General features: G+C 61.8%; 14 protein-coding genes. 5 read left to right on the forward strand and 9 right to left on the reverse strand.

The annotated features are described in order from the left end of the window. Positions 1 to 108: 108 nt before the first annotated feature. Together AC07T0_RS30585 and AC07T0_RS30590 are read right to left on the reverse strand one after the other, a co-directional pair. Positions 109 to 306 carry a YbdD/YjiX family protein gene (locus AC07T0_RS30585; protein WP_017123431.1) on the reverse strand — a complete coding sequence of 66 codons (198 nt, stop codon included), beginning with the start codon at positions 304 to 306 and terminating at the stop codon, positions 109 to 111. Positions 307 to 321: 15 nt separating this feature from the next. Continuing rightward, positions 322 to 2,388, reverse strand: coding sequence for a carbon starvation CstA family protein (locus AC07T0_RS30590; RefSeq protein WP_495004689.1), 2,067 nt, complete (start codon positions 2,386 to 2,388; stop codon positions 322 to 324). 244 nt (positions 2,389 to 2,632) lie between these two features. On the opposite strand from AC07T0_RS30590, the gene AC07T0_RS30595 reads away from it, so the two are divergent. After that, on the forward strand, positions 2,633 to 3,001 hold the full coding sequence (locus AC07T0_RS30595) for a PilZ domain-containing protein (RefSeq protein ID WP_495004690.1): 369 nt from the start codon (positions 2,633 to 2,635) through the stop codon (positions 2,999 to 3,001). A 170-nt stretch (positions 3,002 to 3,171) separates the two neighbouring features. Here AC07T0_RS30595 and AC07T0_RS30600 read toward each other — a convergent pair whose 3' ends face one another. Continuing rightward, positions 3,172 to 3,900: a hypothetical protein gene (locus AC07T0_RS30600; protein WP_495004691.1), complete on the reverse strand. Its 729-nt coding sequence runs from the start codon at positions 3,898 to 3,900 to the stop codon at positions 3,172 to 3,174. Between the two features lie 40 nt (positions 3,901 to 3,940). Then, positions 3,941 to 5,308 carry a DNA repair protein RadA gene (gene radA / locus AC07T0_RS30605; RefSeq protein WP_495004692.1) on the reverse strand — a complete coding sequence of 456 codons (1,368 nt, stop codon included), beginning with the start codon at positions 5,306 to 5,308 and terminating at the stop codon, positions 3,941 to 3,943. Between the two features lie 282 nt (positions 5,309 to 5,590). On the opposite strand from radA, the gene mscL reads away from it, so the two are divergent. Continuing rightward, positions 5,591 to 6,004: a large-conductance mechanosensitive channel protein MscL gene (gene mscL / locus AC07T0_RS30610; protein ID WP_495004693.1), complete on the forward strand. Its 414-nt coding sequence runs from the start codon at positions 5,591 to 5,593 to the stop codon at positions 6,002 to 6,004. Between the two features lie 149 nt (positions 6,005 to 6,153). On the opposite strand, the gene AC07T0_RS30615 is transcribed toward mscL, so the two are convergent. Further along, complete coding sequence (locus tag AC07T0_RS30615) at positions 6,154 to 6,930, reverse strand: ferredoxin--NADP reductase (protein WP_495004694.1); 777 nt, start codon at positions 6,928 to 6,930, stop codon at positions 6,154 to 6,156. 418 nt (positions 6,931 to 7,348) lie between these two features. On the opposite strand from AC07T0_RS30615, the gene AC07T0_RS30620 reads away from it, so the two are divergent. Then, the gene (locus AC07T0_RS30620; protein ID WP_495004695.1) at positions 7,349 to 8,062 is read left to right on the forward strand and encodes a helix-turn-helix transcriptional regulator; all 714 of its coding nucleotides are present in this window, start codon (positions 7,349 to 7,351) and stop codon (positions 8,060 to 8,062) included. A 148-nt stretch (positions 8,063 to 8,210) separates the two neighbouring features. After that, positions 8,211 to 9,335, forward strand: coding sequence for a methyltransferase (locus tag AC07T0_RS30625; protein ID WP_495004696.1), 1,125 nt, complete (start codon positions 8,211 to 8,213; stop codon positions 9,333 to 9,335). Positions 9,336 to 9,479: 144 nt separating this feature from the next. Here AC07T0_RS30625 and AC07T0_RS30630 read toward each other — a convergent pair whose 3' ends face one another. The 3 genes from AC07T0_RS30630 to AC07T0_RS30640 all read right to left on the reverse strand — a co-directional run bounded on the left by AC07T0_RS30630 (position 9,480) and on the right by AC07T0_RS30640 (position 12,181). Continuing rightward, positions 9,480 to 9,647, reverse strand: coding sequence for a DUF2474 domain-containing protein (locus AC07T0_RS30630; RefSeq protein WP_103498104.1), 168 nt, complete (start codon positions 9,645 to 9,647; stop codon positions 9,480 to 9,482). 89 nt (positions 9,648 to 9,736) lie between these two features. After that, positions 9,737 to 10,744 carry a cytochrome d ubiquinol oxidase subunit II gene (gene cydB, locus AC07T0_RS30635; RefSeq protein WP_495004697.1) on the reverse strand — a complete coding sequence of 336 codons (1,008 nt, stop codon included), beginning with the start codon at positions 10,742 to 10,744 and terminating at the stop codon, positions 9,737 to 9,739. Positions 10,745 to 10,747: 3 nt separating this feature from the next. Further along, positions 10,748 to 12,181 (reverse strand): cytochrome ubiquinol oxidase subunit I, encoded by a 1,434-nt coding sequence (locus AC07T0_RS30640; protein ID WP_495004698.1) that lies wholly within the window; start codon positions 12,179 to 12,181, stop codon positions 10,748 to 10,750. 213 nt (positions 12,182 to 12,394) lie between these two features. On the opposite strand from AC07T0_RS30640, the gene AC07T0_RS30645 reads away from it, so the two are divergent. Then, positions 12,395 to 13,657, forward strand: coding sequence for an MFS transporter (locus AC07T0_RS30645; protein ID WP_495004699.1), 1,263 nt, complete (start codon positions 12,395 to 12,397; stop codon positions 13,655 to 13,657). On the opposite strand, the gene AC07T0_RS30650 is transcribed toward AC07T0_RS30645, so the two are convergent. After that, the gene (locus tag AC07T0_RS30650; protein WP_495004700.1) at positions 13,654 to 14,106 is read right to left on the reverse strand and encodes a DUF4879 domain-containing protein; all 453 of its coding nucleotides are present in this window, start codon (positions 14,104 to 14,106) and stop codon (positions 13,654 to 13,656) included. The two genes, AC07T0_RS30645 and AC07T0_RS30650, sit on opposite strands and share 4 nt — an antisense overlap. Positions 14,107 to 14,239: the final 133 nt, after the last annotated feature.

Genomic DNA, 14,239 nt, shown 5'->3' on the forward strand with positions numbered 1-14,239 from the left:
GCCGGCGATGGCATCCGCAAGATCGCCATCGCCGGCAAGCCGGGCTCCCACAGTGACGGTGTTCAGCCTTGAATAACCCGGTACGCTCTCAAGAGAGCATCACCCGGGTCAACAGCACTTCGGCCCGCCCTTGCCGCCATAACGGGCTTCCTGGCGTTCCCGAAAGAACGCCTCGTAGGTCATGACCGGTTTGTCCGGGTGCTTGTTCTGCATATGCTCGACGTAGGTGTCGTAGTCGGGCATGCCAACCATCAGGCGCGCGGCCTGACCGAGGTACTTACCGAGGCGACTCAGGTCGTTGAACATGCTGGCATTCCTCTCTTACGCATCAGGCACGGCCTGGAACGGGGTTTCTTTGTCCGTGCGTTCCTTGTTGCCCCAGGCCGAGACACCGACCTTGATGGCATAGAACAACACACTGAATACCACGAACAGGAAGAGTGCCGTCAAGGCCGCGTTGGTATAGGCATTGAAAATCACGTGCTGCATCTGGCTGATGTCCTTGGCCGGCGCAATCACTTGCCCTGCCTCCAACGCTACGCTGTATTTCTTCGCCAGGGAGAGGAAACCGATAGCCGGATTGGCGTCGAACAGCTTGATGAAGCCTGCGGTGGTGGTACAGATCAGCAGCCAGGCGGCGGGCAGCAAGGTGACCCAGATATAGCGTTGGCGTTTCATCTTGATCAGCACCACGGTACCGAGCATCAGTGCGATACCGGCCAGCATCTGGTTGGAGATACCGAACAGCGGCCACAAGGTGTTGATGCCGCCCAGCGGGTCAATTACGCCCTGGTACAGCAGGTAACCCCACATGGCCACGCAACCGCCGGTAGCGATCAGGTTGGCGGTCCATGACTCGGTGCGTTTGAGCGCCGGGACGAAGGAGCCGAGCAAGTCCTGGAGCATGAAACGTCCGGCACGAGTACCGGCATCCACCGCCGTCAGGATAAACAGCGCTTCGAACAGGATCGCGAAGTGGTACCAGAACGCCATGGTGTTTTCACCCGGCAGCACATGGTGGAGGATCTGCGCGATACCAACCGCCAGGGTCGGTGCACCGCCGGCACGGGACAGCACGGTGGTTTCACCGATGTCCTTGGCCACGGCCAGCAGGGCGTCAGGGGTGATCGCGAAGCCCCAACTGCTGACGGTCTGTGCCACCGTCACCACATCACTGCCAACCGCCGCCGCCGGGCTGTTCATGGCGAAGTACACGCCCGGCTCGATCACCGAGGCGGCAACCATCGCCATAATGGCCACGAAGGATTCCATCAGCATGCCGCCGTAACCGATGTAACGGGCGTTGGTTTCCTTATCCAGCAGCTTGGGCGTGGTCCCGGAGGCAATCAGCGCGTGGAAGCCCGAGACTGCGCCGCAGGCGATGGTGATGAACAGGAACGGGAACAGCCCGCCTTTCCAGACCGGGCCGGTACCGTCGACGAACTGGGTCAGCGCGGGCATTTTCAGCACCGGCATGGTGATCAGGATGCCGATCGCCAGGGCGATGATGGTGCCGATCTTGAGGAAGGTCGACAGGTAGTCGCGCGGCGCCAGGATCAGCCACACCGGCAATACCGCGGCGACAAAACCGTAACCGACCAACATCCAGGTGATCTGTATGCCCGTGAAGCTGAAGGCCTTGGCCCAGACCGGATCGGCGGCAATCTGTCCGCCCAGCCAGATCGAGCCGAGCAACAGAAGCACGCCGACAATCGAGATCTCACCGATGCGTCCCGGGCGGATGTAGCGCATGTAGACGCCCATGAACATCGCAATCGGGATGGTCGCCATCACCGTGAAAATGCCCCATGGGCTCTCGGCCAGGGCCTTGACCACGATCAGCGCCAGCACCGCGAGGATGATGATCATGATCAGGAAGCAGCCGAACAGGGCGATGGTCCCCGGGATGCGACCCATTTCCTCGCGGACCATGTCACCCAGGGAACGGCCGTTGCGGCGGGTAGAGAGGAACAGAACGATAAAGTCCTGCACCGCACCGGCCAGCACCACGCCGGCGATCAGCCACAGCGTACCGGGCAGGTAGCCCATCTGCGCCGCCAGCACCGGCCCGACCAATGGCCCCGCGCCAGCAATGGCCGCGAAGTGGTGACCGAACAGAATGTGTTTGTTGGTCGGCACATAGTCCAGACCGTCGTTGTTGAGCACCGCCGGCGTGGCCCGATTGGCATCGAGCTGCATGACATTGTTGGCGATGAACAGACTGTAGTAACGATAGGCAACCAGATAGATCGCCACGGCGGCGACCACAATCCACAAGGCGTTGATCGCCTCGCCGCGGCGCAAGGCCACTACGCCCAGGGCGCACGCTCCAACGATCGCCAGCAGCAGCCAGGGTAAGTGGCGTAGCAGGCTATTATTATTTTTCATTTTTATATTCCAGCCAGAGAAGACAAGAAAGACAGCTACCTTGAGTTTAGCGCCTACAGGGCCAAAGGCCATACCTGACAGGGGTCGAGAATGACTTTTCTGCCTTGGCGCGATAGCTAGCGATGGCCCCCAACGATAGCCCACGGTCGCACAAGTCGTGTGCTATCCGGCTATCCATCGCAAGCCGGCTCGCTGCCGCTGGCTGTGGCGGCTATAGTCAGGGGATTCGTACAGGAGCCACGTTATGAGCGACTCGCATTCCAATCGACGTCAATTCAAACGCATCGATTTTGACGCCGATACCACCCTCAGTCAGGGCTCTACCGTCTGGTCGGCGCATCTGCTCGACCTTTCGCTCAAGGGACTGCTGCTGCAGCGGCCCGGGAATTGGGAAGACAGCAACGAAGGCATCTTCCGCATCGACATTCGCCTGGCGGCGAACGCCCATGTCGAAATGGATGCCGAACTGGTGCACCGGGAAAAAGACCACCTGGGCTTCAAGTGCCTGCACATCGGCCTGGAGTCAATCCAGCACCTGCGGCGCCTGATCGAGCTGAACCTCGCCGACGCGGCGGAGCTTGAGCGGGAACTGGGCGCACTGATCGAACTGTAAACAAAGCCCCTGCCCCTCAGCGCAACCTGTAGGAACATGGCAGCTTGCTGCTGATACGCAAAATTAATGTGGGAGCCGGCTTGCCGGCGATGGGGCCCTGAAACCTTGTATCGTTCTAATGGACGTCATCGCCAGCAAGCCGGCTCCTACAGTTCAGGTCTCGGGATCGTTCAGGGAAACGCCGACCGCTGTGGAAAATCGCTCTCGGTGTCCCAATACCCCTCCTCTTGCCGCGACGACAATTGCCAGGCGCCGTCCTGGAAGCGATAAGTGCGGTAGATGGTGACAAACTCTTCGTCCTCGCCCGCCGGCGACGATGACACCTGCTGGATCTGTGCCACACCGTCTGCCGCCGGCGCGCCGACCTGCCAGGCCGCCTTGCCGGTCTGGGCCAGGAACAGCGCTTCGCTCTTGCCCTCCGGCGTCCGATAGACCGTGGTATTGAGCTTGCCCGCTGACGGCATCAGCACCTGGGTGGCCGGACCGCTGTAAGTGCCCATGGGCGCGGTTTCATCGATGGTCAGGAAAAACGCCGGGGCTGGCAGGCCCGCCAGCGGTGCTTTCTCGACGCTGGCCAGCGGGTAACCCAGGCTTTTGCTCTCCAGCGCCTCACCGGACGCCGCCAGCAAACGCACCTGGGCCTCGACCAGCGGGGCTTTTTCGATATCCGCCGCGAGGACCTCGTCCTCGAGGTTTTCCGGGTCCGCGCCGTTGCCCCACAGGTCGCGATGCAGATCCGGGCTGATCCGCACATCCTCGAGGATCTCCAGCACCTGGCCATCATCGATCGGCAGTTGCTGGGCCACGCGATAACCGGCGGGCACTTGCGCCGCCGCTCCCGCCAAGCCACACCACGCGGTCAATCCCAACAGCAGCACGGCAGAGCCGATACCTTTCATCCCTTGACTCCCTTATGTCGATTGATGGGTGAAGCGATCATTATTCGAACAACGCATCCAAGGCCTGCTCCAACCGCGCGACCGCGATGATCACCAGCCCCGGCGGCGCCTCTTTCGGCGCATTGCCCTTGGGCACGATGGCCCGTTTGAAACCGTGCTTGGCCGCCTCTTTGAGGCGCTCCTGGCCGCTGGGCACCGGACGTACCTCGCCGGACAGACCGACCTCGCCGAACACCAGCAGGTCATGAGGCAAGGGTCGATTGCGCAGACTGGACATGATCGCCGCCAGCAACGCCAGGTCCGAGGCGGTTTCCAGGACCTTGACCCCGCCGACGACGTTAAGGAACACATCCTGGTCGTGGGTCGGAATCCCGCCATGACGGTGCAGGACCGCCAGCAGCATCGCCAGGCGATTCGGATCCAGGCCGAGGGTGACCCGGCGCGGGTTGGCCAGGTGACTGTCGTCCACCAGCGCCTGCACCTCCACCAGCATCGGTCGGGTGCCTTCCCAGGTGGCCATGACCACGCTGCCCGGCACTTCTTCCTGGGCCCGGGTGAGAAAAATCGCCGAGGGGTTGGAGACTTCCTTCAGACCACGATCGGTCATCCCGAACACGCCCAGCTCATTGATCGCACCGAAACGGTTCTTCACCGCGCGCAACAGGCGCAGGCGACCATCGGATTCGCCCTCGAAATACAGCACGGTGTCGACCATGTGCTCGAGTACCCGCGGTCCGGCCAGGGCGCCTTCCTTGGTCACGTGACCGACCAGGAAAATCGCCGTGCCGCTCTGCTTCGCATAACGCACCAGCAAGGCCGCGCTTTCACGCACCTGGGATACGCCGCCCGGGGCCGATTGCAGTTGCTCGGTGAAGATGGTCTGGATCGAGTCGATCACCATGACCTTGGGCTTTTCCACCCGGGCAGTGGCAATGATGGTTTCGATGCAGGTCTCGGTCATCACCCGCAATTGGTCCTGGGGCAGGCCCAGGCGCCGGGCGCGCATGGCCACCTGCTGTTGCGACTCTTCGCCGGTGACATACAGCGCCGGCATGCGCATGGCGAGATTGCACAGGGTCTGCAGGAGAATGGTCGACTTGCCAATGCCCGGGTCGCCGCCGATCAGCACCACTGAACCGTCCACCAGGCCGCCACCGAGCACCCGGTCGAGTTCCCCGGACGCGGTGGAAAAGCGCGGGATCTCCTCGACGCTGACTTCGGCCAGGGTCTTGATCTGCGCCTGTTGCCCGGTCCAGCCGGTGCGACCGCTGGGCGGCGCGGCACCGCCGCTTTCCACCAGGGTTTCGGTCAGGGTGTTCCAGGCCCCGCATTCGCCGCACTGGCCGGCCCACTTGGGAAAGGTCGAGCCGCACTCGGTGCAGCCGTACATGCGCTTGGCCTTGGCCATCTGAACCCCCAGGCAAAACCGCGATGATAGCTCAGCTGGCGCCGATCAGCGCGGTGTAACCCTGGGGGGGGTGGCGAACTCCAGGTCCCAGTTACCGTCGCGGGTATAGACGGGCCATCCTCCACCAAGGCGCGTATTTCGCGCGATTGATGGCACTTTGAAAACTTTCCCCCCGGCAATCGGCCGATTACACCAGGCGCAACCGGCCCCACGCGCACAGCAAGATGCGCTTGGCTCCATTACACTGCGCTTACTCCACTCATCTGTAACAAGGAATAACCTATGAGCGTGCTCAGTGAGTTCAAGGCCTTCGCGGTCAAGGGCAATGTGGTCGACATGGCCGTTGGTATCATCATCGGGGCCGCTTTCGGCAAGATCGTTTCGTCGTTTGTCGGCGATGTGGTGATGCCACCGATCGGGCTGCTCATCGGCGGAGTGGACTTCGGTGCCCTGGCCATTACCTTGAAAGCCGCCGACGGCAATGTGCCTGCCGTGGTACTGGCTTATGGCAAATTCATTCAGACCTGCATCGACTTCATCATCGTCGCCTTTGCCATTTTCATAGGGGTCAAGGCCATCAATCGGCTCAAGCGCGAAGAGGCGGTAGCCCCGACCCTGCCGCCGGTCCCGACCAAGGAAGAGGAGCTGCTGGGCGAGATCCGCGACCTGCTCAAGGCGCAGGCCAACAAGCCCTGAAGCCACACCGCATGCTCTTGTAGGCGTCCGGCTGGCCAGCACTGGCGATCTTGCGCACGCCAGCGCCGGCCAGCAGGACTCCTGCAGGTTCGCGGGTGTTCAAAAGCCGGTATTGCAAATTTCCCAAGCGTTTTTGCAGGCCCCTCCGCCTACCAGTAATTCTCCACCGCCACCTGTCCGGGACGCCGGCTCAGACTGAGCTGCAAGCCCCGTTGCTTGAGCAGCGCCCGGGTGTCATCGATCATCTGTGGGTTGCCGCACAGCATCACCCGCGAATGCTCGGCTGACAGCGCCACACCCGTCACCCGTTCCAGCTCGCCGCTCTCGATCAACTGGGTAATGCGCCCATTCAACAGCCCCGGGCACTGCTCACGGGTGACCGTTGCAATGAACTGCAGCTTGTGCCCGTGCTCAGCCAGGTAATCACGCCCGGCCAGGCCGGCGATCAGCTCCTGATAAGCCAGCTCGGCCGCCTCGCGGACACTGTAGACCAGGATGATTCGCTCGTAGCGCTCCCAGGCCTCGAAATCCTGCAGGATCGACAGGAACGGTGCGATACCGGTACCCGTGGCCAGCAGCCAGAGGTCACGCCCGCCGACAAAACGGTCCAGAGTCAGGAAGCCGAACGCCTGCTTGTCGACCAGCAAGGTGTCGCCCTCCTGCAGGCGACTCAGCTCGCTGGTGAACTCACCCTCGGGCACAACGATGGAAAAAAACTCAAGGAACTCGTCATGGGGCGAGGACACCATCGAATAGGCGCGCCACACGACACTGCCGTTGGCTTTGCTCACGCCAAGGCGGGCGAACTGACCGGCCTGAAAACGAAAGCCGGCATCACGGCTGGCCCGCAAGGTGAACAGGCTGGGCGTCAAGGGCTGGACCCCGAGCAGGGTCTGGCGGGTGAACTTCTCGGCGCTGGCGGTCATGACGCTCTCCGTGAGGCAGTGAACGTCAGTGTCGCGCAAAGAGCCGCGGAGAAACACCGATGGTTTGTAGTGGTATAGGATTTTTAAAAAGCTGTACATATTTAAAGCACACGTACATGAACCACTGAAAACAACAACTTATGTATATATATTTACCCCGCACTCAATACACATTCACAAACAGACACTTAAACAGTGTCTAAAGGTAGCACTTCCAGTGCCAGCCTGCCACCCAAGAACAATTTCCAAAATGATAGCAAAACGCCCTTAACCACAGTACAACAAGCGATAACTGCGGAATTTTAAAGACTATAAAAATATCGCCCAGGGGCCAAAAATATCGGCTGCCAAGGCGGATATTTCCTACACTACTTCCGTCACCTTCGACCGTTACACGCAATCACGGAAGGGCACTTCAATGGAGAACTGGCAGGATAATCAACTGCATCAGCTCATGAGTGAAAAAGAAGAACAGGCAATCTTCAACGCAGTTTTCAATCTGGCCGTGCAAATTGGCTTCACCTACGCATCATTCAGAATAACCACCCTACTCGGAAGCCACCCAACAAACAGCACACACTTCAACAACTACCCAAACGAATGGAACAGATGCTATCAACGCAATAACTACCAAACGATCGACCCGCTGGTGTTCCACTGTCATCGCTCGGTATTCCCGATCCTCTGGTCCCCGGAGGTCTTTCAATCCACGCCAACACTCTGGAGAGACATGCAAGAGCATGGGTTGAGACAAGGATGCTCACAGTCAGTCCATGACGTTCGCGGCATCGTCAGCACCTTGAGTCTGGCGCGCAATTCGGTCCCGATTACCACCGATGAGTTCTACAGCAAGGCCGGGCAAGTCCTCTGGCTGTGCAACTGGCTGCATTCAGCGCTGGCAGACAAGCTGCTGCCGACCCAGAGGTCGGACACCAGCTACCCGTTGTCGCCGCGCGAAGCCGAGATCATGAAGTGGACCGCGGAAGGCAAGACCGCCTCCGAGATTGCCGACATTCTCCACCTGACAACGCGTACCGTGGGCTTTCACATGAGCACCATCATGAGGAAGTTCGGGGTCAACAACAAAGCTTCCGCCGTCTTGTGTGCCGCCAAATCAGGGCTGCTTTTCTGAACGAGCATGGAGCACCCGGGCAGAAGGACCTGCCCTCAGAAGAAACAGGCAATCCGCGCTAAACCCACGTAAAATCCTTCAATTCTCTAATTCCCGCTTGTCCTGTCCCAACCTGTGACGAGGCAACATCGACGCTCCAGAGCCCCCCATGCCCCTGCTAGAAAGCCCGTTTGCCCGACTCGACCTGATCCGCCAGCCCGAACAACAGAACGAGCCGCTGCAAGCCTTCGATGCCGCGGATGAGTACCTGCTCGCCCATCTGGCGCAGCAGGGTGTGTCGGCCGAAACCCGGGTGCTGGTGCTCAACGACAGCTTCGGCGCCCTGGCCAGCAGCCTGGCCGGGCATGTCCGGGTGACCAGCAGCGGCGACTCGTTCCTCGGCGCCCTGGCCCTGGAGAAAAACCTGGTGCGCAACGGCCAGCTCTTCGATGCGGTGCCTCACGTTCCCGCCAGTGAGGCCTGGGTCGGGCCATTCGACCGGGTGTTGATCCGTGTGCCGAAGACCCTCGCCCTGCTGGAAGAGCAGTTGATTCGCCTGCAAGGCCATCTGGCTCCGGGTGCCCAGGTGGTCGCCAGCGCCATGATCAAGCACCTGCCCAGGGCCGCCGGCGATCTGCTGGAGCGCTATATCGGCCCGGTACAGGCGTCCCTGGCGGTGAAGAAGGCCCGCCTGCTGATCGCCATGCCCGAGGCACGGGAGCCGGCAGTATCGCCCTACCCGACGCGCTACCGGCTCGACGAGCCCGCCATCGAGTTGCTCAACCACGCCAATGTGTTCTGCCGCGAAGGCCTGGATATCGGCACCCGCGCGTTCCTGCCGCATCTGCCGGACAACCTGGGTAGCGCGCAGGTCGCGGATTTGGGCTGCGGCAATGGCGTACTGGCCATTGCCAGCGCCCTGCAAAACCCTCAGGCCCAGTACACGCTGGTGGACGAGTCGTTCATGGCCGTGCAATCGGCGCGGGAAAACTGGCGGGCGGCGCTGGGCGAGCGCGAGGCGGTGATCAGGGCTGACGACGGCCTGGCCGGGCAAGCGTCGCAATCGCTGGAGGTGGTGTTGTGCAACCCGCCCTTCCACCAGCAGCAGGTGGTCGGCGACTTCCTCGCCTGGCGGATGTTCCAGCAGGCCCGTGAAGCCTTGGTGGTGGGCGGCGCATTGTATATCGTCGGCAACCGTCACCTGGGCTATCACAGCAAGCTGGCGCGGTTGTTTCGAGGCGTCGAACAAGTGGCGGCGACGCCCAAGTTCGTGATTCTCAAGGCGCGCAAATAATCGCAACCCACCGAACTCTAGCGCCGTACCACATGTGGGAGCGGTGCTTGTCGGATCGCCGCACCGCCGCGAAGCTTTTGACATACTTGAGGGCCTCTTCGCGGGCAAGCTCCGCTCCCACAGGTACCGGCGACCGCGTCCAGACTAGTGAGTGGTCAACCCCGCCGCATTCATGAACAGCCGCATCAGGCTGGCGACCACGAACAGCGCCAGCACACTCCCCGTCCAGATAATCACCAGCCAGCCAATACGTTGCCAGAGCGGTTTCTTTTCCGCCGCCTCGATTTCGTGCAAAGAAGGTTTGCCTGTCATGAGCCCAATCCTCGTCGTTCAAGCACGATGGCGTGTCTAAAGCACGTCACCGCCAGCCAGCCCGCCCCCGCCGGAGCGGGCACAGAGCGCTAGTGATAACCATCCTCGTGGGTCACCTTGCCGCGAAACACGTAGTAGCTCCAGAAGGTGTAACCCAGGATGAACGGGATGATGAACAGCGTCCCCACCAGCATGAAGCCCTGGCTTTGCGGCGGCGCGGCGGCGTCCCAGATCGAGATCGACGGCGGCACGATGTTCGGCCACAGACTGATGCCCAAGCCGCTGTAACCCAGGAAAATCAGCGCCAGGGTCAGCAGGAACGGCGTGTAGTGAGCATTGCGCGCCACCGCCCGGAGCAGACCGTATAGCGTTACCAGCACCAGGATCGGCACCGGCAGGAACCAGAACAGGTTCGGCAGGGTAAACCAGCGCGCGGCGATTTCGGCGTGGGTCAGCGGGGTCCAGAGACTGACCACCCCGATCACCGCCAACACCACATAGGCCAGCGGCCGCGCCAGGTTGTGCATCTGCTCCTGCAACTTGCCCTCGGTCTTCATGATCAGCCAGGTGCAGCCGAGCAAGGCATAGGCCACCACCAGCGCCACGCCACAGAACAGCGTGAAGGGTGTCAGCCAATCCAGCGAGCCGCCGGCGAACTGGCGGTCGACCACCGGAATGCCATCGATGAAAGCCCCCAGCGCCACCCCCTGGAAGAAGGTCGCGGTCAGCGAGCCGCCGATAAAGGCCTTGTCCCAGATATGCCGCTTGTGCTCCTTGGCCTTGAAGCGAAACTCGAAGGCCACGCCGCGGAAGATCAGCCCGATCAGCATCAGGATCAATGGCAGGTAGAGCGCCGACAGCACCACCGAATAAGCCAGCGGAAACGCGCCGAACAAGGCCGCGCCGCCGAGGACCAGCCAGGTCTCGTTACCGTCCCAGACCGGCGCGACGGTGTTCATCATCACGTCGCGGTCGCGGTCATCCTTGATGAAGGGGAAGAGAATGCCGATCCCCAGGTCGAAGCCATCCATGACCACGTACATCATGATGCCGAAGATGATGATCACGGCCCAGATCAGTGGAAGATCAATACCCATGACTCAGTTCCCCTTGTTCAGATGGTGAACATCTTCGGCGCCATCATCGGCGGCGGAGAGCGGACGGGCCGGTGTCCGTTGCTGGCCGGGACCACCGTGGCTCGGCTCGGCACCTTCGTCGATTTTCGGCCCTTTGCGCACCAGGCGCATCATGTAGCCCAGGCCGGCACCGAACAGCGAGAAATACACCACGACGAACAGCACCAGGGTGATGCTCATCTGCACCAGTGTGTGCCCGGACGAGGCATCCGCCGTGCGCATCAGGCCGTAGACCACCCAGGGCTGGCGACCGATTTCGGTGGTGAACCAACCGGCCAGGATCGCGATCAGCCCCGAAGGTCCCATCCATAGCGCCAGGTACAGAAAGGTGCGGTTGCTGTAGAGGCGGTCACGCTTGCGCAGCCACAGGCTCCACAACCCGGTGAAGATCATCAGGAAACCCAGGCCGACCATGACCCGGAACGACCAGAACACAATGGTCGAATTCGGCCGGTCTTGCGGCGGGAACTCCTTGAGGGCCGGTACCTGCTTGTCCAGGCTGTGGGTCAGGATCAGGCTGCCCAGGTAGGGAATTTCCACGGCGAAGCGGGTCTTCTCGGCCTTCATGTCCGGCAGGCCGAAGAGAATCAGCGGAGTCGGTTCGTTGCCGAGGTTTTCCCAGTGACCTTCGATGGCGGCGATCTTCGCCGGCTGGTGCTCGAGGGTGTTGAGACCGTGGAAGTCACCGATCACCGCCTGGATCGGCGCGACGATCAGCGCCATCCACATGGCCATCGAGAGCATGGTGCGGATTGCCGGATTGTCGCGGCCGCGCAACAGGTGCCAGGCCGCCGAAGAGCCGACGAAGAACGCCGTCGCGACAAAGGCCGCAGTGGCCATGTGCATCAGCCGATAGGGGAAAGACGGGTTGAACACCACCGCAAACCAGTCCACTGGAATCACCCGGCCGTCGATGATTTCGTACCCCTGGGGCGTCTGCATCCAGCTGTTGGACGAGAGAATCCAGAAGGTCGAGACCAGCGTACCGATGGCCACCATCACCGTGGAAAAGAAATGCAGGCGCCGTCCGACGCGGTTCCAACCGAACAACATGACGCCAAGGAAACCGGCTTCGAGGAAGAAAGCCGTGAGTACTTCATAGGTCAACAGCGGCCCGGTGACCGCGCCGGCGAAATCGGAGAAGCGACTCCAGTTGGTCCCGAACTGATAGGCCATGACCAGCCCGGACACCACCCCCATGCCGAAGTTGACGGCAAAGATCTTCGACCAGAAATGGTACAGATCACGGTAGGTATCGTTGTGCGTCTTCAGCCACAAGCCTTCGAGTACCGCCAGGTAACTCGCCAGGCCGATAGTGATCGCCGGGAACAGGATATGGAACGAGATGGTAAACGCGAACTGGATTCGGGCGAGATCTAACGCCTCCAAACCGAACATAATGCTTCCTCTGGCAGGTATTGATCCGGATCAATCAACGTTGAAAGAGTAGTCCCATTCCGACGAGCTGCCTGCGTGGTCTTTTGCCGCGTGACAGGTTGTCTCAGCTCAGTTGCCGCTCTGCTGCGCAAAAAAAATCCGCGCAACTCAGCAACTTCTTATTACACCCAAATGATAACCTCTGCTTTTCCCTCCCCCTCGACCGAGCCCGCGATGCCCGACCCCACGCCGTTGCTGTTGCGCCACCACCGCCCGTTCCTGGCCTTCTGGCTGGCGCGGATCTTTACCGCCAGCGGCTTCCAGATGCTCACCGTGGCGATCGGCTGGAACCTCTACCAACTGACCGGCAATGTGCTCGACCTGGGCCTGGTGGGGTTGGTGGAATTCGCCCCGCGGGTGCTGTTCATGCTGCACACCGGGCATGTCGCCGACCGCTACGACCGGCGCAAGGTCGCAGCACTGTGCCAGACCTTGCAGGCGCTGATCGCCCTGAGCCTGGCCATCGGCAGCGCGACCGACCACGTGACCCGGGAAATGATCTTTATCCTGGCGTTCCTGCTGGGGGCGGCGCGCTCTTTCGAAATGCCCACCACCCAGGCGCTGTTGCCGTCCATTGTGCCGACCGCCCTGTTTCCCCGCGCCGTGGCCGCCGCGCAGTCGGCCCAGCAACTGGCGACCATCGTCGCCCCGGCCCTCGGCGGCTTGCTCTACGCCCTGGGCAGCACCTGGGTCTATGGACCCACCGTGGCCCTGTATGTGATCGCCTGCCTGCTGATGCTCAACCTGCCGGCGCGGCAGACCGCCCTGAACAAGGGCAAGGCCACCCTCCACTCGCTGTTGGCCGGGATTCGTTTTATCCGCAGTCGTCCGGACATTCTCGGGGCCATTTCCCTGGATCTGTTCGCCGTGCTGCTGGGCGGCGCCACGGCCTTGCTGCCGGTGTTCGCCAAGGACATCCTGCTGACCGGCGCCTGGGGTCTGGGCCTGTTGCGCTCGGCGCCGGCGGTGGGCGCGTTGCTGATGTCGCTGTGGTTGGCGCGCTTCCCGGTGGAGCGCAAGGTCGGGCGGATCATGTTCAGCGCCGTCGGCGTGTTCGGCGTGGCGACCATCGCCTTCGGCCTCTCGACCTCGTTCTGGTTCTCCCTGGCGGTGCTGGTGCTGCTGGGTGCGGCGGACATGATCAGCATGGTGATCCGCGCGTCCTTCGTACAGTTGGAGACCCCGGACGAAATGCGCGGCCGGGTCAGTGCCGTGAACGGGCTGTTTATCGGTGCGTCCAACCAGCTCGGCGAGTTCGAGTCGGGGCTGACGGCCCACTGGTTCGGCACCGTGCCCGCCGTGGTAATGGGCGGTATCGGCACCCTGCTGATCACCGGGAGCTGGATGAAGCTGTTTCCAACCCTGACCCGGCGCGATCGCATGCACGAAGCCCCTGGCCAACCGGCGGAAACGACCGGGCCTGCGAAAGTCGCTTAGTAGGCGGCGATTTGAATTTCCGCACCCTTGGTCTGCACCGGCGCCGTCAGCGAACGATCGGCGACGACGAAAGTGCCGACCTGCTGGCTGTCCAGCTCAAACACATAGCTGAACCGGTAACCCACCACCTTGCCGGTGGTGCAAGGCAGGAACGGCCGTTGGAATTCGCAGAGTGAACTGCGCGAGGCATAGGGCAGCGGTACGCCATTGAGAAAGGCCTGCGGACCATGACCATAGCCCGACTCCACCACCGTCACGGTGATCGGCCCGCGATGGGCGCATTGGGTTTGCCTGCGACCGTCGGACACGTCCTCGATACAGCCCTGGGACACCACGGTGTAGATGGCCACGCCGATCAGCGACTGGGCCGGCGCGGCGGACACCGTCAGCACCGTGCTGGCCATCACCAGGCCCAGGCACAGGACCAGACTCTTCACTCGACTGCTCATAAATCCCTCCGAAAGGAGCGTGCAGTATGCCTGATGGACCCGGCGACAGCATGGCCGCGCCGCCAGCGCCGAAGTTTTTTGCTGATGTCCTGGCATCTTGCTTGCAACGCGCAGCCAACCGGCACAAACCACT

The organism is Pseudomonas sp. GW821-FHT04D07, assembly GCF_059420225.1.